The sequence below is a fragment of the Burkholderia sp. BCC1208 genome (assembly GCF_902833095.1).
In the GTDB taxonomy this organism is placed as follows: domain Bacteria; phylum Pseudomonadota; class Gammaproteobacteria; order Burkholderiales; family Burkholderiaceae; genus Burkholderia.
In genome coordinates this window covers 161347-178708 of sequence record NZ_CADFDY010000014.1, presented here as the reverse complement: position 1 = coordinate 178708, position 17362 = coordinate 161347, and the positions used below count along the sequence as shown (strand labels likewise).

15 protein-coding genes are annotated in these 17362 nt (G+C 66.9%); 7 read left to right on the top strand and 8 right to left on the bottom strand.

Features of this window, described 5'->3' with window-relative positions; all coding sequences use genetic code 11:
* Positions 1–82: 82 nt before the first annotated feature.
* The gene (gene flhD, locus HWX09_RS31230; protein ID WP_027783226.1) at positions 83–403 is read right to left on the bottom strand and encodes a flagellar transcriptional regulator FlhD; all 321 of its coding nucleotides are present in this window, start codon (positions 401–403) and stop codon (positions 83–85) included.
* Positions 404–1065: 662 nt separating this feature from the next.
* Here flhD and HWX09_RS31225 point away from each other — a divergent pair.
* Positions 1066–2130, top strand: a complete 1065-nt coding sequence (locus tag HWX09_RS31225; RefSeq protein ID WP_027783225.1) for a glycosyltransferase family 4 protein — start codon at positions 1066–1068, stop codon at positions 2128–2130.
* Between the two features lie 104 nt (positions 2131–2234).
* Here HWX09_RS31225 and HWX09_RS31220 read toward each other — a convergent pair whose 3' ends face one another.
* Positions 2235–2531 carry an H-NS histone family protein gene (locus tag HWX09_RS31220; RefSeq protein WP_027783224.1) on the bottom strand — a complete coding sequence of 99 codons (297 nt, stop codon included), beginning with the start codon at positions 2529–2531 and terminating at the stop codon, positions 2235–2237.
* Between the two features lie 298 nt (positions 2532–2829).
* Here HWX09_RS31220 and aqpZ point away from each other — a divergent pair, with 298 nt between their 5' ends.
* Positions 2830–3570: an aquaporin Z gene (gene aqpZ, locus HWX09_RS31215; protein ID WP_027783223.1), complete on the top strand. Its 741-nt coding sequence runs from the start codon at positions 2830–2832 to the stop codon at positions 3568–3570.
* A gap of 131 nt (positions 3571–3701) precedes the next feature.
* Here aqpZ and HWX09_RS31210 read toward each other — a convergent pair whose 3' ends face one another.
* The gene (locus HWX09_RS31210) at positions 3702–4526 is read right to left on the bottom strand and encodes a Cof-type HAD-IIB family hydrolase (RefSeq protein ID WP_027783222.1); all 825 of its coding nucleotides are present in this window, start codon (positions 4524–4526) and stop codon (positions 3702–3704) included.
* A gap of 138 nt (positions 4527–4664) precedes the next feature.
* Entirely contained in the window at positions 4665–5546 is an 882-nt protein-coding gene (locus tag HWX09_RS31205; RefSeq protein WP_027783221.1) for a BadF/BadG/BcrA/BcrD ATPase family protein, read from the bottom strand.
* A 142-nt stretch (positions 5547–5688) separates the two neighbouring features.
* On the opposite strand from HWX09_RS31205, the gene HWX09_RS31200 reads away from it, so the two are divergent.
* Positions 5689–6291 (top strand): DNA-3-methyladenine glycosylase I, encoded by a 603-nt coding sequence (locus HWX09_RS31200; protein WP_027783220.1) that lies wholly within the window; start codon positions 5689–5691, stop codon positions 6289–6291.
* 241 nt (positions 6292–6532) lie between these two features.
* Here the strand turns inward: HWX09_RS31200 and rpsU are convergent, their stop codons facing one another.
* Positions 6533–6745, bottom strand: a complete 213-nt coding sequence (rpsU, locus tag HWX09_RS31195; RefSeq protein ID WP_006401410.1) for a 30S ribosomal protein S21 — start codon at positions 6743–6745, stop codon at positions 6533–6535.
* 521 nt (positions 6746–7266) lie between these two features.
* Between rpsU and HWX09_RS31190 the strand changes: the two genes are divergently transcribed.
* The 3 genes from HWX09_RS31190 (at position 7267) to HWX09_RS31180 (ending at position 10020) form a co-directional block, all read left to right on the top strand.
* Positions 7267–8085, top strand: a complete 819-nt coding sequence (locus tag HWX09_RS31190) for a flagellin domain-containing protein (protein WP_027783219.1) — start codon at positions 7267–7269, stop codon at positions 8083–8085.
* Between the two features lie 193 nt (positions 8086–8278).
* On the top strand, positions 8279–9694 hold the full coding sequence (gene fliD / locus HWX09_RS31185) for a flagellar filament capping protein FliD (protein WP_027783218.1): 1416 nt from the start codon (positions 8279–8281) through the stop codon (positions 9692–9694).
* Positions 9695–9723: 29 nt separating this feature from the next.
* On the top strand, positions 9724–10020 hold the full coding sequence (locus tag HWX09_RS31180) for a flagellar protein FliT (protein ID WP_027783217.1): 297 nt from the start codon (positions 9724–9726) through the stop codon (positions 10018–10020).
* A 241-nt stretch (positions 10021–10261) separates the two neighbouring features.
* Here the strand turns inward: HWX09_RS31180 and HWX09_RS31175 are convergent, their stop codons facing one another.
* From HWX09_RS31175 to HWX09_RS31165, 3 genes are all read right to left on the bottom strand, one after another.
* The gene (locus HWX09_RS31175) at positions 10262–12748 is read right to left on the bottom strand and encodes a tetratricopeptide repeat protein (protein WP_027783216.1); all 2487 of its coding nucleotides are present in this window, start codon (positions 12746–12748) and stop codon (positions 10262–10264) included.
* Positions 12745–14943, bottom strand: coding sequence for a tetratricopeptide repeat protein (locus tag HWX09_RS31170; RefSeq protein ID WP_027783215.1), 2199 nt, complete (start codon positions 14941–14943; stop codon positions 12745–12747). The genes HWX09_RS31175 and HWX09_RS31170 overlap by 4 nt, the downstream gene beginning before the upstream one ends.
* A 240-nt stretch (positions 14944–15183) precedes the next feature.
* A complete protein-coding gene (locus tag HWX09_RS31165; protein WP_027783214.1) occupies positions 15184–16971 on the bottom strand; it encodes a tetratricopeptide repeat protein in 1788 nt (595 codons plus the stop codon).
* Here HWX09_RS31165 and HWX09_RS31160 point away from each other — a divergent pair.
* A complete protein-coding gene (locus tag HWX09_RS31160) occupies positions 16970–17233 on the top strand; it encodes a hypothetical protein (RefSeq protein ID WP_027783213.1) in 264 nt (87 codons plus the stop codon). The two genes, HWX09_RS31165 and HWX09_RS31160, sit on opposite strands and share 2 nt — an antisense overlap.
* The last annotated feature ends 129 nt before the right edge of the window (positions 17234–17362 follow it).

The following is a 17362-nucleotide window of genomic DNA, read 5'->3' as shown; positions in this document are numbered from 1 at the left end:
CCGTCCGCTTGACGTTACTCGAATGAATGGCCAATACGCTGCCGGCCGGCGGCACGCCGGGACAGACGCAAGGCAGGATGGATCAGCGGACGCCTTCGACCTGCTGCCCGGCCATCAGGATGGCCGAGTGGGCGTGCGCGACGATATCGCTGCGGCCCTTGTCGGCGAGCGACGACAGCAGCGCGTGATCATCGAAGCGGAAGCGGCACAGCATCTGGTTCGACGCGGCCAGCTTCACGGTCTGGGCGAGCGTGAGGTTGGCGAGCACGTCGGCGAGTTCCTGGGAAATGCCCATGCGGAACATGCCCATCGCCTTGTCCTCCCGCAGCAGTCGCTGCGCGAGGAGAAGGTACGACAGGTTGACCTCTTTGATCTCACTGAGCATTTCGCTGGTGGCGCTCATGATTCCCCCGTTAAAAAGCTTTGCTTTGGCCATACGTGTTATGACAACGTTTGCTCGATCAGTGCGCACTCGGCGCTCGGTCGGCTCGTTTATAGTCTTACAGGGCGAATTTTGGCCAAACGGGATTTATGTCGGTATCAGCGAAGTGGCGTATGCCGTGCAGGATTTGTCTGTAAACCGTGTAGGAATTTTTCCGACAAGGCGAATTGAAAGGGACAGTCGGAAAAACGGGTTGCAACGCGAATTCGGCTGCGAGGGGCCGATGGCCGCCGCGCGCGTGGCGCAAGGCTTGCCGGCAGGGATGCCGACAATCGGATCGGTAAAAATTATAGTGGTTTTTCACGATAGCGCAACAATAGTTATGGCTGTCGCGATTTACGATTCCCTGCCCTTTTTCTCGGGGTTTTCGCGTATTTCATCGTGTAACAAGCCTTAAGTGTTTGAAAAAACACTCGAACCCCGCAGGGCGATATCGATAATGGAATCCAATGGGCGGCGGCGCGAGCCGTGCCGGCCCGCCCCGCAGCTTGCCGACCGGCGCCCCGCGCACCCCGCCCAGGGCCCGGCCACGTACCGCGAACCGCGTGCGTCGGCAAGTTCCGCAACCTTGTACGGGATCCGCATCGGCGCCGTCGCCGTCGGATCGACACTGGAGATCACCCATGCGAATTGCCCAGATCGCGCCGCTTTACGAAGCCGTTCCGCCGAAACTCTACGGCGGCACCGAGCGGGTCGTGTCCTACCTCACCGAGGCGCTCGTCGAACTCGGCCACGACGTGACGCTGTTCGCCAGCGGTGACTCGGTCACGTCGGCGCGTCTCGAGGCGGCGTGGCCGCGTGCGCTGCGGCTCGACCCGTCGGTCCGCGATTCGATGGCGCCCCATATGCGGCTCCTCGAGCAGGTCGCCCGGGTCGCGCACGAATTCGACGTGCTGCACTTCCACCTCGACTACCTGCCGTTCCCGCTGATGTCGCGCCTCGACACGCCGTACGTGACGACGCTGCACGGCCGCCTCGACCTGCCGGAACTGCAGCCGGTGTTCGACGCGTTTCCGGATTCGCCGGTCGTGTCGATCTCGAACAACCAGCGCAAGCCGCTGCCGCAGGCCGCGTGGGCCGGCACCGTGTACCACGGGCTGCCCGAGACGCTGCTCACGCCGCAGCCGGACGTGAAGCCCGAATATCTCGCGTTCCTCGGTCGGATCTGTCCCGAAAAGCGTGTCGACACCGCGATCCGGATCGCCGCGCAAAGCGGGCTGCCGCTGAAGATTGCCGCGAAGGTCGACAAGGCCGACGCGGACTACTTCAAGGAAGTGATCGAGCCGCTGCTCGGCGAGGCGCATGTCGAATTCATCGGTGAGATCAACGAAGCGCAAAAGCCGGCGTTCCTGTCCGGCGCGAAGGCGCTGCTGTTCCCGATCGACTGGCCGGAGCCGTTCGGCCTGGTGATGATCGAGGCGATGGCCTGCGGCACGCCGGTCGTCGCGTTCAACCGCGGCTCGGTGCCGGAAGTGATCGAGGACGGCGTGACCGGCTTCATCGTCGAAGACGTGCAGGGCGCGGTCGGTGCGCTGCACCGGATCGACAGCCTGTCGCGCCCCGCGATCCGCGCGCGTTTCGACACGCGTTTCAGCTCGAAGGCAATGGCGCAGCGTTACGTCGAAACTTACGAATCGCTTTGCGCGGCAACCAAGCAACCGGCATTGCGCCGCGTCGCGGGCGCCTGACACGGAAATCCGCACGGAAAATATTCCGGAAAATCCGCGCCGAAATCGGCGCGCAAAACAAAAGAGCCGCATCGTCGATGCGGCTTTTTCTATTCGGCTTTCGGTCACTCGATCAGGAAACGATCGCGGTTTTTACCGACGATCCAATTCGGCGGCTTGCCACGCCCGCTCCAGGTTGCACCCGACTTCGGATCGCGGTATTTCGGCGGCAGCGGCGCCTTCTTCGGCGGACGCCCGCGCCGTGCCCGCTCCGCGAAGCCCAGATCCTGGGCCGTCAGGCCATACTCGGCAATCAATCGCTGGACATCGGCGATCACCGCTGCCACTTCCTGGCGGCGCACGTCGTCCGCCTGGGCTTGCAGATCGGCGATCTGCGCCTTGAGTTTTGCGTATTGAGACATTTTTCGACTCCCCTTTTCGTTGATGCGGCCCCGGCGAATCCGGCCGGGACACCAACATCCGTTACGTCATCCGCACTGCCGCCCTGCCCTTCGAATAAATGCTGCCATCTTTAACCGGATCGCCTATATCGAGAATGCGGACTTATTCTAATAAAAGGCATTCGTCAGCCATTCAAATTTAACAATCGTTTACCCTCCTGGGCCCGATTCATTTCCTATAATCCAGACCAATTCCAGACGACGGAATAAATCCGTTGCGTCGTCCGGGGTCTTCAACCCACTTGAACGAGGTCCTTACATGAATCTTTCTCAGCGTCTCGCTGCAGAGGTATTCGGCACGTTCTGGCTGGTGCTCGGCGGGTGCGGAAGCGCCGTGCTGGCCGCCGCCTTTCCGGGCCTCGGCATCGGCTTTGCCGGCGTCGCACTCGCCTTCGGCCTGACCGTACTGACGATGGCATTCGCAATCGGCCACATTTCGGGTTGCCACCTGAATCCGGCGGTGAGCGTCGGCCTGACGGTCGCCGGCCGCTTCCCGGCACGCGATCTCGCGCCGTACATCGTCGCGCAGGTCGTGGGCGCCACGCTCGGCGCGTTCGTGCTGTACCTGATCGCAACCGGCAAGCCGGGTTTCGACCTGGTCGGCAGCGGCTTTGCGACGAACGGCTTCGGCGATCGCTCGCCCGGCCATTACTCGCTCGGTGCGGCATTCATCTGCGAGGTCGTGATGACGGGCTTCTTCCTGTTCGTCATCCTTGGGGCGACCGACAAGCGCGCGCCGGCCGGCTTCGCGCCGATCGCGATCGGCCTGTGCCTGACGCTGATTCACCTGATCTCGATCCCGGTCACCAACACGTCGGTGAACCCGGCCCGCTCGACCGGCCCCGCGCTGTTCGTGGGCGGCGACGCGATTGGCCAGCTCTGGCTGTTCTGGGCGGCGCCGCTGATCGGCGCGGTACTCGCAGGGATCATCTACCCGCTGGTCGCGGGGCGTGACAACGCCGTCGACGTGCTGCCCGCATCAGCTCGCACCATCGAATAAAACACTACGGGGTCACGCGAGCAGAGCAGCGAGCCTCACGCTGTCGAAGAACATCGAGGCAGGCAATTTCGACGGGCGCCCCTGGCGCCCGTTTTTCATTTCCGCGCGGAAAACGCGCCCGAGGTGGGCGTTCAGGACGCGACGACGTCGTCTTCGAGCGAGAACAGCGTGCGCAGGTGGCGGGCGACGCCCGCGTCGAAGTTGTTGCCGATCCGCGGGATGTGCGGCAGCCGCGCCATCAGGTCGGGGTTCGCGTTATTCATCATGAATGCATGACCGGCGGTTTCGAGCAGGTCGATGTCGTTCATGTTGTCGCCGAATGCGATGCAGTGGCCAGTGTCGACGCCGAGCCGCGCGAGCACCGTGCGCAACGCGCGCCCTTTCGACACGTTCGCGGTCATCACTTCGAGGCAATCGGGCAGCGAGTACGTGACGTACAGCGTATCGCCGAACTGCACGCGCATCTGCTCGGCAACGACCGCCAGATCGGCCGGTTCGCCGATATACAGCACCTTCGCGATGGCCGCGCCGTCGTGCGCGGCCATGTCGATCACGTCGTACCGGAAGCCCGAATCCCGGTGGAATTCGAGCAGGTGCGGCGCTTCGCGGTCGATCAGCCAGCCGTCGTTGGTGAACAGGTTGACGATCACGCGGCCGTGCGCGCCGACGACTTCCGGCTGCACCAGGCTGCGAACGACCGCTGCGTCGATGTCCTGCGCGTGGATCGTCGTGTCGTCCGGCGCATGCACGCGCGCGCCGTTCGACGTGATCAGGTACGGCCGTATGCCGAGGACATCGCGAATGCCGGCGACGTCCGCGTAATGGCGCCCCGTGGCGATCACGAACTGCACGCCGTCGCGGTCGAGCCGGCGAACGGTGTCGATCGTGTACGGGTCGAGCTGGTGGTCGCTGTTCAGCAGCGTACCGTCGAGATCGGTGGCGATGACTTTGTACATGGGGCTGGAAAGTGGCGCTCACGGCACGGAGGAAGCGTCATTTTAACGTCGCGCCCGATCGCGCGCCGGGCGGTTGCCGCCCATGCGCCGCCCGAGATGCTGCTGCGGCGCGGCAATCTATCGCGTGCCCGCCTCACCTTAGTCGCCCTGCGCCGCCCGCAATGCCTGCAGCGCGAGCCGCAGCGCACCATGCGCCGAATCGTCGAGCGGCGCGCGCAGCCGTGCGGCGTGCCGCGCCGGCACGGCCGGCGCGAGCGCGTCCGCCAGGCCGCCGCACAGCGCGACCGGCAGCGCCTGCTGCGGATCGAGCGCGTCGATCATCTTGCCGATCTCGGCGCCGGCTTGCGCGATCAGCGCGCTCGCGACCGGGTGCGCGCGGTGTGCGAACACGATCGGCGCGAGACGCGCGTAGGCCGTCTGGTTCGCGTCGCACGACCACTGGACGAGCGCGTCGCGATTCTGCGCGCCCGTTTCCGCAAGGAGCGCCGTGGCGAACGCGTCGCGCGGCACGCGGCCGTCCAACGCCTGTTGCGCATAGGCGAGCGCGCGCACGCCGAGCCACGCGCCGCTCGCCTCATCCCCGGACGGAAAGCCGAAGCCGCCCGCGATCCGGCACGCGCCCGCCGCATCGAGCGCCGCCGCGATGCTGCCGGTGCCGAGCGCGACGATGAGCCCCGGCGCGCCGCCGTGCGCGCCGACGACGGTCGTGTACGCATCGCTCTCGATCGCGAGCGCGCCGAGCGGCGCCTGCGCGCGGAACGCGGCGAGCCACGCCGCGTTGTTGACGCCGGCGAGCCCGCAGCCGAGCGCGCACTGCGACCATTCGAACGCGAAGCCGGCCTGCGTGAACGCGTCCGCGCAGGCCGCGCCGATCGACGCCCATGCGCGCTCGATACCGAGACCGAGCCCCGACGGACCGCCGCGCCCCTGCGCCAGCTCTCGCCCGTGCCGGTCGGCCAGCACCGCGCGCGTGCCCGTGCCGCCGCCGTCGATGCCGATCGCAAAAAGTAATGCCGTCATGCCTTCATCCCGCTGATTCGAACAGGCGCCAAGCTTAACCGGATCGGCGCCGCGCGCCCATCTGCCGTTCGGCCGGCTATCCCGCCCAAAGAGCTTCCGCTATGCTGGCGCGATCGAATCGACACTGAAAACGAGGCAGACGATGTCGCAGCGGTGCAACTGGGTGAAGACGGAAGCGGACGCTCACTATCACGATACCGAGTGGGGCGTGCCGTCGCACGACGATCGCCACCTGTTCGAAATGCTGATCCTGGAAGGCGCGCAGGCCGGGCTGTCGTGGTCGACGATCCTGAACAAGCGCGCGGGCTATCGCGAAGCGTTCGCCGATTTCGACGTCGACGCCGTCGCGCGCTTCACGCCCAAGCGCATCGAGAAACTGCTGGAGAACCCGGGCATCGTGCGCAACCGCGCGAAGGTCGAATCGGCGGTGACCAACGCGCGCGCGGTGCAGCGCATCCGCGAAGAGCACGGGTCGCTCGCCGCGTTCCTGTGGTCGTTCGTCGGCGATACGCCGGTCCAGAATGCGTGGCAGTCGTACCGCGACGCGCCCGCGTCGACCGAGCAGTCCGACGCGCTCAGCAAGGCGCTGAAGGCGTACGGCTGCAAGTTCGTCGGCTCGACGATCTGCTATGCGCTGATGCAGGCGACCGGCATGGTCAACGATCACGAAGCCGGTTGCCCGTGCCACGCGCAATGCGCGGCGCTGGGCGGCAAGCAGCTGGCACGCCGGCGCAAGGCAGGCTGACAACGCTGGTGCCAAGCCAACTCGGCGCGGGTGCGGGCGCCGCATGGCCGCCGCCCTCGCGTGGCCAGCCGCCTCGTTCGCGCATGCGGACGATTCGCCCGCCCACCGCTCACCGCCCACCGCCGGGCCTCGGCAGTCGGCGGGAACACCCCCGGAATTTTCCCGGCCTGCAAAAGCAAAACGGCGGAGTGGCCTCTTTCGAGGCACACTCCGCCGTTTCGCGGCGAACCGGCAGACGCTCTTAGTGGAGCTTCTTCGGCAGCATCTGGCTGCGCAGACGCTTGTGCAGGCGCTTGACGGCTGCTGCCTTCTTGCGCTTGCGGACTGCGGTCGGCTTTTCGTAAGACTGGCGCTCACGCAGTTCAGCGATCAGGCCATTTTTTTCGATAGCGCGACGAAAGCGGCGAATCGCCACTTCGAACGGCTCGTTTTCTTTCAGAAGAATCGTCGTCATGTCGTTCCTAAATTGCTTAAACGGTCAAAAACGTAGCGGCCAAGCGCCACGCACCGGCCATCCGAGCGTCCCCACAAACAGGCGAAACGAGCGGAAATACGGCCTCGGAGGCCGGAAAAGAGAGGCGGAAAGCACCGCGAGTACGCTTCACAACCGCGTGCAGCGCCGCGTTTGACTGTCAGCAGACATGCCGAAACCGGCAAAGGCGTGACAGAAAATCTCAATTCAGCCCGCCATCATAGCAGGGAATCACAGATAAAACCACCCTTTTGTCGGTCGCGGGCAAACGTTCCGCCCAACCGCGCGATTCTCGCGCCACGGCCGCCACGCCGCCCGCCATGCCCCGTGCGCCTTCCCGGCGAAACCGGTCCTTCGGTCCCGAATTTCCTCAAACATCCCTCTAAAGTTTTCGCCGGGTGCCGCCGTCAACCAGGAAAGGCGGGCAGCGCCAGACGCAAAAAGCGCCACGCCGAAATCAGAACCTGTCTGTATCTCAGGCATTTTCCAAAACGAGGAAGCAAATGCTGAACATCAACACCAACATCCTTTCGCTGACGACGCAGACGAATCTGTCGGGCTCGCAAAGCGCACTGTCGCAAGCAATCAACCGCCTGTCGTCGGGCAAGCGCATCAACACCGCTGCTGACGATGCAGCAGGCCTGGCGATCTCGACGTCGCAAACGGCGGCAATCAATGCGCTGACGCAAGGTGTTGCAAACGCGAACAACGGCATCTCGATGATCCAGACCGCCAACGGCGCGCTGCAATCGACGGTCGACAACCTGCAGCGTATCCGTACGCTGGCGCAACAAGCGGGCGACGGCTCGCTGGATTCGAGCGCTCGCGCGAACCTGCAAGCTGAAGTGACGACGCGTCTCAGCGAAATCGACCGTGTCGCATCGCAAACGACGTTCAACAGCCAGACCATCCTGGGCGGCGCCGGCAGCGTCACGTTCCAGATCGGCGCAGCAGCGAACCAGGTCGTTACCGTCGACTTCGGCACGGCGAACTGGAACAGCACGGGCATGAGCGTGAACAGCCTGAGCGTCGCCACCCAGTCGGGCGCGCAATCGGCGATCACGGCGATCGACGCGGCACTGAAGCAAGTCAACACGTTCCAGGCAACGCTGGGCGCAGCACAGAACACGTTCCAGGCTGCGATCTCGACGACGCAAACCCAGGCAACCAACATGACCGCCGCTCGCTCGCAGATCACCGACGCGGACTTCGCGACGGAAACGGCGAACCTGAGCAAGGCTCAAGTGCTGCAACAAGCTGGTATCTCGGTTCTGGCGCAAGCGAACTCGCTGCCGCAGCAAGTCCTGAAGCTCCTCGGCTAATCGAGCAGCACCCGCGGCGGGCCACGTGCCCGCCCGCCTCCGGGCACGGCGGCGTCGCCATGCGACGCATCGCGACGCCGCCGAAACCGCCCAGACCGGAATTCTCCAGGGAGGCACGCCTCCCTCTTTGCATTGAACCGCGGCGCCCCGCCGCATCGCGCACGTTGATTGCGCGGACGACCGGAGCAACGGCATGGCCACCACCCCCGTCAGCAGCACGGACATCAGCACCATCCTGGCGAATGCAGGTCAATCGATCATCAGCGGCGCGACCAATTCGACGCTCGACGTCAATACGCTCGTCACGACGCTGGTGAACGCGAAGACGGCCGGGCAATTGCAGGCCCTGCAGACCCGACAGACGAACGACAATACGCAGCTGTCCGCGATCGGCCAGCTGAAGGGCGCGCTGTCCGCGCTGCAGACCGCGCTCACCGGCCTCTCGGACGGCACCGCGCTCGGCAGCCTCGCCGCGACGGCGAGCGGCACGGGCATCGCGACGACGATCAAGAGCGGCAGCGGCGCGGTGGCCGGTTCGTATTCGGTCAATGTCACGCAGCTCGCGACCGCCAACAAGCTGTCGTCGGCCGGCGTGACGTCGGCGGACACGATCTCGGCCGGTTCGCTGAGCATCACCTTCGGCAGCAACCCCGCGTTCAACGTCAACGTGGCGGCCGGCGCATCGCTGTCCGACATCGCGTCGTCGATCAACTCCGCGTCCGGCAATGCCGGCGTCACCGCGTCGGTCATCACCGGTTCGGACGGCCAGCATCTCGTGATGCAGTCGAACGTCACCGGTGCAGCCAACACGATCTCGATCACGGGCACCGGCGTCAACTCGAAACTGACGTCGGGGTACACGACGGTCACGTCGGCCGCCGACGCGAAGCTGACGATCGACGGCACGCCGGTGTCGAGCGCGTCGAACAACGTGTCGGGCGCGCTGACGGGTGTCACGCTGGCGCTGTCGCAGGCCGCGGTCGGCACGACGCAAACCATCACGCTGTCGCAGGACACGGCCGCGGCGACGACCGCGATCAACAATTTCGCGACCGCGTATACCAACTTCGTGAATACCGCGAAATCGCTGTCGAGCTACGACTCGACCGCGAAGACCGCCGGCCCGCTGCTCGGCGACGCGATGCTGAACACGATCAGGAGCACACTCGCGACGACGCTCAGCAGCGGCGTCACGACGGGCGGCACGACCTATGCGCTCGGCAGCATCGGCATCAACGTGGACTCGACCGGCGCGATGTCGGTCGACACCGCCGCGCTGACCACCGCGCTCAAGTCGAACAGTTCCGCGGTGACGGCGATCTTCAACCAGACGAACGGCATCGCCCAGGCGCTCAATGCGAACATCAACTCGTACACGCAGACGTCCGGCCTGATCGACCAGCGCACCAACGCGATCAACGCCGATCTGAAGAGTGTGCAGGGTCAGGCGACGCAGCTGCAGAGCTACTCGGACCAGTTGACCAAGCAATACAATGCGCAATTCACCGCGCTGAACACGCTGATGGCGACGATGGCGAACAACACCCGCTACCTGACCCAGCTGTTCGGCGGCCAGAACAGCGCCGGCGCGATGGCCAACAACAAGTAAGCGTTGGCCGCCCCCTTCGGAGCAGAACCATGACGAACGACACCCTGTCCCGCGCCTTCGACCTGACCCGTGCCATGCAGTCGGCGGCCGATGCGCGCGACTGGGTGCGCGTCGCGGCCCTCGCCGACGAACGCTCGCCGCTGCTGATGAACCTGTCCGGCGAGCAGACCCCGGACGTGCTGGACCAGGTGCGGCAGATCATGGCGATCGACGCGTCGATCACGGAGCATGCGCAGACGGACCGTGACCGCCTGGCTGCGGAATTTGCGCAGTCCCGGGAGCGGATCAAGGCCGCGAGCCAGTACCAGAAAGCCGGCATGCTGTGACCGGCCGGGCGTCTCGCCCGCCGCGCATTTCGAATTAAAAGACGCCGCCAGTCGAGCGGTCCGTTGTCGCCGTACCGTCGAGCCGCTTCAATGCGGCTTTTTTTTCGCGTGCAAGCGGGAGCGCGAGCCGGATCGCGCCGGCTACGCCCGCGTCGCCCGCTCGCCGGCCGCGTCGATCATCTCGGGCGGGCGGCCCGACGATGCGCGAGCGCGGCTTCCAGCCGTGGCGCGATCCCGCTCGTCACGCGTCCCGGGGCGCCGTCTCGCCGGCCGCGTAGCGGGTCCACATGCCGTGCAGCGCGTCCTCGAGGTTGCGTGCGAAGCGCGACGCATCGCACAGCGGCGACGCCAGCGCGCGCTCGCGCAGCGTTGCACGCAGCGTCGCCAGCCCGTCGCGGTCGCGCGCGAACGCGACGGCCTTCGCGAGGTACGCGTCCTCGTCTTCCGCGATCCAGTCGCCCATGCCCGCCGCGTGCAGCAGGCTTTCGCAAATGTGCGTGACGAACCGGCCGCCCTTCATCCCGAGCACCGGCACGCCCATCCACAGCGCTTCGGCCGTGGTCGTGCCGCCCGGATACGGGAACGGGCTCAGCGCGATGTCGATGCGGTTATACGCGGCGAAGTACTCCGCACGCGGCGAACCGCCTTCGAGAATCAGCCGATCCGCGCCGATGCCGTGCCGCGCGAAGCGGTCGAGCGTCGCCTGGTTCACGTCGCCGGCGCCGAGCTCATGGGCCTTCAGCAGCAGGCGTGCGTCCGGCAGTGCGTGCAGGATGCGCGACCACAGCGCGACGACCTCGTCGCTGATCTTGATCAGCTTGCCGAAGCAGCCGAACGTGACGCCGCCATGAGCCGCCATCGGCAGCGGGCCGACCGCGACATCGTACGGCGGCGGCGTGAAGCATAGGTAGCTGTCCGGCAGCCGCCACGGCCGCTCGGTGAAGTGATGCGCCTCGTCGGCCGGTAGCGTATACGCATCGCCGATGAAATAGTCGATCGCGCGGCAACCGGTCGTCGCGAAGAAACCGAGCCAGCTCGCCTGCACCGGCGCGGGCTTGTGCCCGAAGATCGGCAGGCCGCTCCAGTTGGTATGGCCTGCCATATCGATCAGGATGTCGATGCCGTCGTCGCGAATCAGTTGCGCGGCCTCCTCGCGGCCCAGGCTGACCACCTTCTTCCAGCTCGCGAAGTTCGGCCTGAGCCGCGCGGTCACGTCGTCCTCGCCGACGAAGGTCACATAGGCATGCGGCTCGATGCGCGACCGGTCTATCCGCGCGAGCACGCTTTCCAGGAAGATGCCGACCGGGTGCTGGCGCAGGTCGCCCGACACGAAGCCGACGCGCAGCGGCCGCCCCTGCGCCTGCGCGACGCGCTGCGCGCGGTCGTGCTCGAACGGATGCGCGTCGCGCTCGAGATGCTCGCCGTAGCGGCGCGCTTCGGCGACCCACTCCTGCGGCTCGAACGCGGGTGAGCTCGACATGTTGAACAGCATCCGCGAGTACGCGCGATGCAGGTCGTGCCGGATCGCCGAGCGGAACGCATCCAGCGCGCCGGCGAGATCCCCTTTCGCCCACAGGATGTCACCGAGCGTCATCTGGACCTTCAGCGGATCGATGCCGAGCGCCCTCGCGATCTCGGTGTGCTTCATCGCCTCGTCGAGCTTCTCGAGCCGAAACAGCGCGGCGGCGAGATTGTGATGCGCGTCGGCGTCGTCCGGGTTCAGGTCGATCGCATGCCGATGGCTCAACTCCGCGGCGGCCAGCAAGTTGAGGTTGTGATACGCGAAGCCGAGGAAGTTGTATGCGTCGGCCAGTTCGGGATCGACCTCGATCGCACGCCGGCACACCTGCACCGCCTGCCCGTATTCGCCCTGCTGGTTGCGCAAATCGCCGAGCCACGCCCATGCCTGTGCATGCGCGGGGTCGATCGCGACCGCCTGCTCGAGCAGTTCGAGCGCCTTGTCGAAATCGCCGATGCGCTGCAGCAACCTTGCCAGCACGCAGTGCGCGTCTGCGTCGCCCGGATCGAGCCCTTCGCGCGCATGGTCGATCGCGCCGTGCAGATCGCCGGCCGCGCGCAGCGTCGCGCTCAGCCCCCGGTGCGCGACACGGAAGCCCGGTTGCAGCGCGATGGCGCGGCGATAGGCATCCGCGGCATCGTCGAATTTATCCTGCGCATGCAGCGCGTTGCCGAGATTGCAGTACGCATCCGCGTACTGCGGCTGGTGCGCGACGGCCTTGGCGTAGCTCGCGGCCGCCGCTTCGTGCTCGCCCAGGTCCTGCAGCGCATTGCCGAGGTTGTTGTACGCCTGCGCATAGCCGGGGCGCAGCTCAATCGCGCGCGCGCAGCTCTGCATCGCGGCCGCCGGCTCGCGTGCGTCGCGCAACGCGTTGCCGAGGTTGTTGTGCGCCTCCGGATAGTCCGGCCGCAGCGCCACCGCGCGCCGATAGTGCGCGATCGCGTCGTCGAGCCGGCCGCTTTCGCGCAGCATGTTGCCCAAGTTGTTGAAGTACGACGCATCCGGCCGCTCGACGAGCGATTGCTCCATCAGCGCGAGCCCCGCGTCGTACTGCTTCAGCTGGCATGCGAGCAGCCCGAGGAAATGCAATGCATCCGGCTGGCCCGGCTGCGCGGTGAGGATCGCGTCGTACAGTGTCTTCGCTTCCGCGAGACGCCCCGCCTGATGATGCGCGAGCGCGGACTGCAGCGTGTCGTGGATATCGTTCATGCTTCCTGCTCCGAGTTCGTATAGCGTTGCCACATGGCGAGGAACGCCGCTTCGAGATGCGCCGCGAACCGGCGCGCGTCGCACAACGGCGACGCGAGCAGCTGCGCACGCAGGCTCGCGCGCAGCGCCGCGAGGCGCTCGCGATCGTGCACCGCCGCGATCGCCTTCGCGACATAGCTGTCCTCGCCGTCAGCGACCCATTCGCCCATGCCCGCCGCGTGCAGCACGCTTTCGCAGATGTGCGTGACAAAGCGTCCGCCCTTCATGCCGAGCACCGGCACACCCATCCACAGCGCTTCGGCCGTGGTCGTGCCGCCCGGATACGGGAACGGGCTCAGCGCGACGTCGATGCGGTTATATGCGCGGAAGTATTCCGCGCGCGGCGAACCGCCCTCGAGGATCAGCCGGTCCGCGTCGATGCCATGCCGCGCGAAGCGCGCGGCGGTCGCGTCGCGCACGCCCTCGCGACCGAGTTCGTGCGCCTTGAGCAGCAGCCGCGCGTTCGGCAGCGCGTGCAGGATGCGCGACCACGCGCGCACGACGTCGTCGCCGATCTTCACGAGCTGGCCGAAGCAACCTAACGTCGGATGGCCGCTCGCCGCCATCGGCAGCGGGCCGACCTCGACGTCGCAGGCCGGCGGCGTGAAGCACAGGAAGCTGTCCGGCAGCCGCCACGGCTTCTCGACGAAGTGATGCGCTTCGGCGTCCGGCAGCGTGTAGCGGTCGCCGATGAAGTAGTCGATCGCGTCGCAGCCGGTCGATGCGAAGAAACCGAGCCAGCTCGCCTGCACCGGCGCGGGTTTCCAGCCGAACACCGGGAGCCCGCTCGACTGCGTATGGCCCGCGAGGTCGACGAGAACGTCGATTTCGTCGTCGTGGATCATCCGCGCGGCCACGTCCGGACCCAGCGCGGCGATCGAGCGCCAGCCGTTCGCGTGCGGCTTCAGTTTCGCGGTGATCGCGTCCTCCTCGTCCGTGGTCACGTACACGCGCAGGTCGATGCGCGTGCGCTCGAGGTGCGCGAGCACGCTTTCCAGGAAGATCCCGACCGGGTGCAGGCGCAGGTCGCCGGACACGAAGCCGACGCGCAGCGGCCGCCCTTGCGCGCGCGCGCGCCGCTCGCGCGGATCGTGCGCATGGCGCGTCGAACGCGCGGCCAGGTGCCGGCCGTAGCGCCGCGCGTCGGCCAGATAGTCGGCGGGGTTCACGCAAGCGGACGCCGCCGCGCTGAACAGCAGCCGGTTCAGCACGGTCGCCGCCACGTCGTCGGCATCGTCGCGCACCAGCGCAAGCGCGTCGCGATACGCGTGAACCGCGGCATCGACGTTGCCCTGCGCGCGCAGGATGTCGCCGAGATTGACGTGCATCAACACGGCCGGCGGGCCGGCCTGCAACGCCTGCCGGCAATACACGAGCGCCTCGTCGAGCCGCTGCAGCTTCAACAGCACGACGGACAGGTTGTGGCACGCGCCGGCGTCCGCCGGATTGAGCGTGACGGCCGTGCGATGGCACGCTTGCGCATCCTCGAGCCGGTTCAGTCCGTGATACGCGTTGCCCGCGTGGTTATGTGCGTCGCCGAGGTTCGGCGCGTGCCGGATCGCGTCCTGCGCATGCGCGAGCGCTTCCGCGCAGCGCAGTTGCTTGTGACGCACGGCGCTCAGGTTCGCATGGGCCATCGCCATCGACGCATCCAGCTCGATCGCGCGGCCGTAATGCGCGGCGGCGCCATCGAGGTCGCCCAGATCCTGCAGCGCATTGCCGAGGTTGTTGTACGCCTGCGCATAGCCGGGGCGCAGCTCAATCGCGCGCGCGCAGCTCTGCATCGCGGCCGCCGGCTCGCGTGCGTCGCGCAACGCGTTGCCGAGGTTGTTGTGCGCCTCCGGATAGTCCGGCCGCAGCGCCACCGCGCGCCGATAGTGCGCGATCGCGTCGTCGAGCCGGCCGCTTTCGCGCAGCATGTTGCCCAGGTTGTTGAAGTACGACGCGTCCGGCCGCTCGACGAGCGATTGCTCCATCAGCGCGAGCCCCGCGTCGTACTGCTTCAGCTGGCACGCAAGCAGCCCGAGGAAATGCAGCGCATCCGGCTGGCCCGGCTGCGCGGTGAGAATCGCGCCGTACAGCGTCTTCGCTTCCGCGAGACGCCCCGCCTGATGATGCGCGAGCGCCGCCTGCAATGCCTGTCCTGTTCCGTCCATCTCGTCTGTCCTGCTCAATAGGGATGCGGTTCGCGTCGGAAGTCGATCGGCCTGCCGCCGTGCCGATCATCACGGCCGGCGCCGCAATCCCATCGCGCGCCATCCCGACGACGGTGTCGCGCACGCGCCGCCGGTCGGCATGACGATCGCGTCGGCCGGCGCGGTGTTCGGCGCGAGGGGCGCCATGTTCCGCTTGCCGCCAACGTGGAAATGCCCACGCACGTCAAGTCGCGAGCGGCCTCACACGGTTGCGGCCGGCGTGGCTTCGACGTGCTGCGCCCACATGCCGTGCAGTGCGTCCTCGAAGTGGCGCGCGAAGCGGGGCGCGTCGCACAGCGGCGACGCGAGCACCAGCGCGCGCAGCGTCGTGCGCCGCGCCGCCAGCTCGGCAGGCTGGCCGACCTGCGCGACGGCCTTCGCGACATACGCGGCGTCGTCGTCCGCGATCCACTCGGGCAGCCGCGCCGAATGCAGCAGGCTCTCGGCGATGTGCGACAGGAAGCGCTCGCCGCGCCGGCACAGCACGGGCACGCCCATCCACAGCGCTTCGGCGGTCGTCGTGCCGCCCGGATACGGGAACGGGCTCAGCATCAGGTCGACACGCCCGTACGCGGCCAGATATTCGGCGCGCGGCGAGCGGCCTTCGAGGATCAGGCGCTGCGCGTCGATGCCGTGCGCAGCGAAGCGCGCGGCAAGCGCCTGCTGCTCGCGCGGATCGTCGAGATGCTCGGCCTTCACGAACAGCTTCGCGCCCGTGACCGATTGCAGCACGCGCGACCAGACCGCGACGACGTGATCGGTGATCTTCGCGAGCTTGCCGAAATAGCCGAAGGTCGGATGGCCGTTCGCGAGCATCGGCAGCGCGCCGACGTCGACAGGCTCGGCCGGCGGCGTGAAGCACAGATAGCTGTCCGGCAGGTGCCACGGCCGCTCGGTGAAATGCGCGGCCTCGGCGGGCGGCAGCACGTGACGGTCGCCGATCACGTAGTCGATCGCGCCCACGCCGGTGCTCGCGAAATAACCGGGCCAGCTCGCCTGCAGCGGCGCCGGCTTCCACGCGAACAACGGCAGGCGGTTGTAGACCGTGTGGCCCGCCGCGTCGAGCAGCACGTCGATGCGGTCCGCGCGGACACGCGCAGCCGCCGCTTCGTCGCTCAGGCCGGCGATGCTGGTCCATGTCGAGAAGGCCGGCTTGATGCGGGCGGTCACGTCGTCCTCGACGTCGCGCGTCGGGTACGCATGCATCTCGATCCGGTTCGCGTCGAGATGCTTCAGCATGCTCTCGATGAAATAGCCGACCGGATGCGACTTCAGGTCGCCCGACACGATGCCGACCTTCAGCGGCCGCCCGCCCCGGGGAGCCAGGTCGACGAGCCAGTCCGTCCACGGCTTCGCGCAGCGCGTGACGAGTTCGTCGTAGCGCGCGGCCTCGGCGAGATAGGCGTCGTGGTCGAACGCTTCGCTGAAGTGGCTCGCGAACAGCAGGTTGCTGCGCGGCTCCGGCAGTTCGGGGCGCAGCGCGACCGCGTGCCGGTAAGCCTCGAGCGCGGCCGGAATCTCGTTCAGGTCGAACAGCGCATTCGCAACGTTGTTGTAGGCCTGGCCGTTGTCCGGCTTCAGCGCAATGGCCTGGCAGAACGCATCGACGGCCGCGCGGACGTCGCCGGCGAGCCGCAGCGCGTTGCCGAGGTTGTTGTACGCATCGACGTAGTCGGGTCGCAGCTCGATTGCGAGACGGAAGCACTCGGCGGCGGCGGCGTAACGGTTGTCCGCCTGCATCACGTTGCCGAGGTTGTAGTAGTACATCGCGTCCGGCCGGATCTCGATCGCCGCCATGATCAGGTCGGATGCCTCCTGATAGCGCCCGTACTGATGGCCGATCAGGCCGAGGAGGTGAAGCGCGTCCGCGTGCCGGGGATCGGTGTCGAGGATCTGCCGGTACAGCGTCTCGGCCTCTTCCAGCCGTTCGGCCTGATGGTGCGCCAGCGCCTGTTCGATCGTGGCGGCGGCGGGGGAGGTGAGCATCATGAGCTATGTCGTCCTGGTAGCCAATACGGGATTCGAATCGCGGCCGGCGCCGCTGCGTCGGCACACGTCTTCGCCCGCGGACGCACGCATCGACGGTCTCCGACGTGTCCGAATTCTCCACGCGCACGCCGCGTTCCAATTTGGCGAGCAGGTGCTGGAATTGGTCGCTATTCCCGCGACTGCAAGCCGCGCCCGCGGGCGCCCCGAATTCGCGCCGGACACGCGCGCATCCATCGAAATGCGGGGTGAAACCACCCGCTAATCCGACATTCGATCCTGGCGGCGCTCGCTAGACTTGATCGTAGAAAGATGTCCGACCTGCGACGCTCGGACGGTTGCGCATTCCGATGCCACCGCGCCGACACGCGCTCGTCCGGTCACACCCTTTGTG

What these genes read in the sequence shown, in the direction of transcription:
- flhD (WP_027783226.1), bottom strand. Translation starts at nt 403, where the DNA reads ATGAGCGCCACCAGCGAAATGCTCAGTGAGATCAAAGAGGTCAACCTG.
- HWX09_RS31225 (WP_027783225.1), top strand. Translation starts at nt 1,066, where the DNA reads ATGCGAATTGCCCAGATCGCGCCGCTTTACGAAGCCGTTCCGCCGAAA.
- HWX09_RS31220 (WP_027783224.1), bottom strand. Translation starts at nt 2,531, where the DNA reads ATGTCTCAATACGCAAAACTCAAGGCGCAGATCGCCGATCTGCAAGCC.
- aqpZ (WP_027783223.1), top strand. Translation starts at nt 2,830, where the DNA reads ATGAATCTTTCTCAGCGTCTCGCTGCAGAGGTATTCGGCACGTTCTGG.
- HWX09_RS31210 (WP_027783222.1), bottom strand. Translation starts at nt 4,526, where the DNA reads ATGTACAAAGTCATCGCCACCGATCTCGACGGTACGCTGCTGAACAGC.
- HWX09_RS31205 (WP_027783221.1), bottom strand. Translation starts at nt 5,546, where the DNA reads ATGACGGCATTACTTTTTGCGATCGGCATCGACGGCGGCGGCACGGGC.
- HWX09_RS31200 (WP_027783220.1), top strand. Translation starts at nt 5,689, where the DNA reads ATGTCGCAGCGGTGCAACTGGGTGAAGACGGAAGCGGACGCTCACTAT.
- rpsU (WP_006401410.1), bottom strand. Translation starts at nt 6,745, where the DNA reads ATGACGACGATTCTTCTGAAAGAAAACGAGCCGTTCGAAGTGGCGATT.
- HWX09_RS31190 (WP_027783219.1), top strand. Translation starts at nt 7,267, where the DNA reads ATGCTGAACATCAACACCAACATCCTTTCGCTGACGACGCAGACGAAT.
- fliD (WP_027783218.1), top strand. Translation starts at nt 8,279, where the DNA reads ATGGCCACCACCCCCGTCAGCAGCACGGACATCAGCACCATCCTGGCG.
- HWX09_RS31180 (WP_027783217.1), top strand. Translation starts at nt 9,724, where the DNA reads ATGACGAACGACACCCTGTCCCGCGCCTTCGACCTGACCCGTGCCATG.
- HWX09_RS31175 (WP_027783216.1), bottom strand. Translation starts at nt 12,748, where the DNA reads ATGAACGATATCCACGACACGCTGCAGTCCGCGCTCGCGCATCATCAG.
- HWX09_RS31170 (WP_027783215.1), bottom strand. Translation starts at nt 14,943, where the DNA reads ATGGACGGAACAGGACAGGCATTGCAGGCGGCGCTCGCGCATCATCAG.
- HWX09_RS31160 (WP_027783213.1), top strand. Translation starts at nt 16,970, where the DNA reads ATGAGCTATGTCGTCCTGGTAGCCAATACGGGATTCGAATCGCGGCCG.
- HWX09_RS31165 (WP_027783214.1), bottom strand. Translation starts at nt 16,971, where the DNA reads ATGATGCTCACCTCCCCCGCCGCCGCCACGATCGAACAGGCGCTGGCG.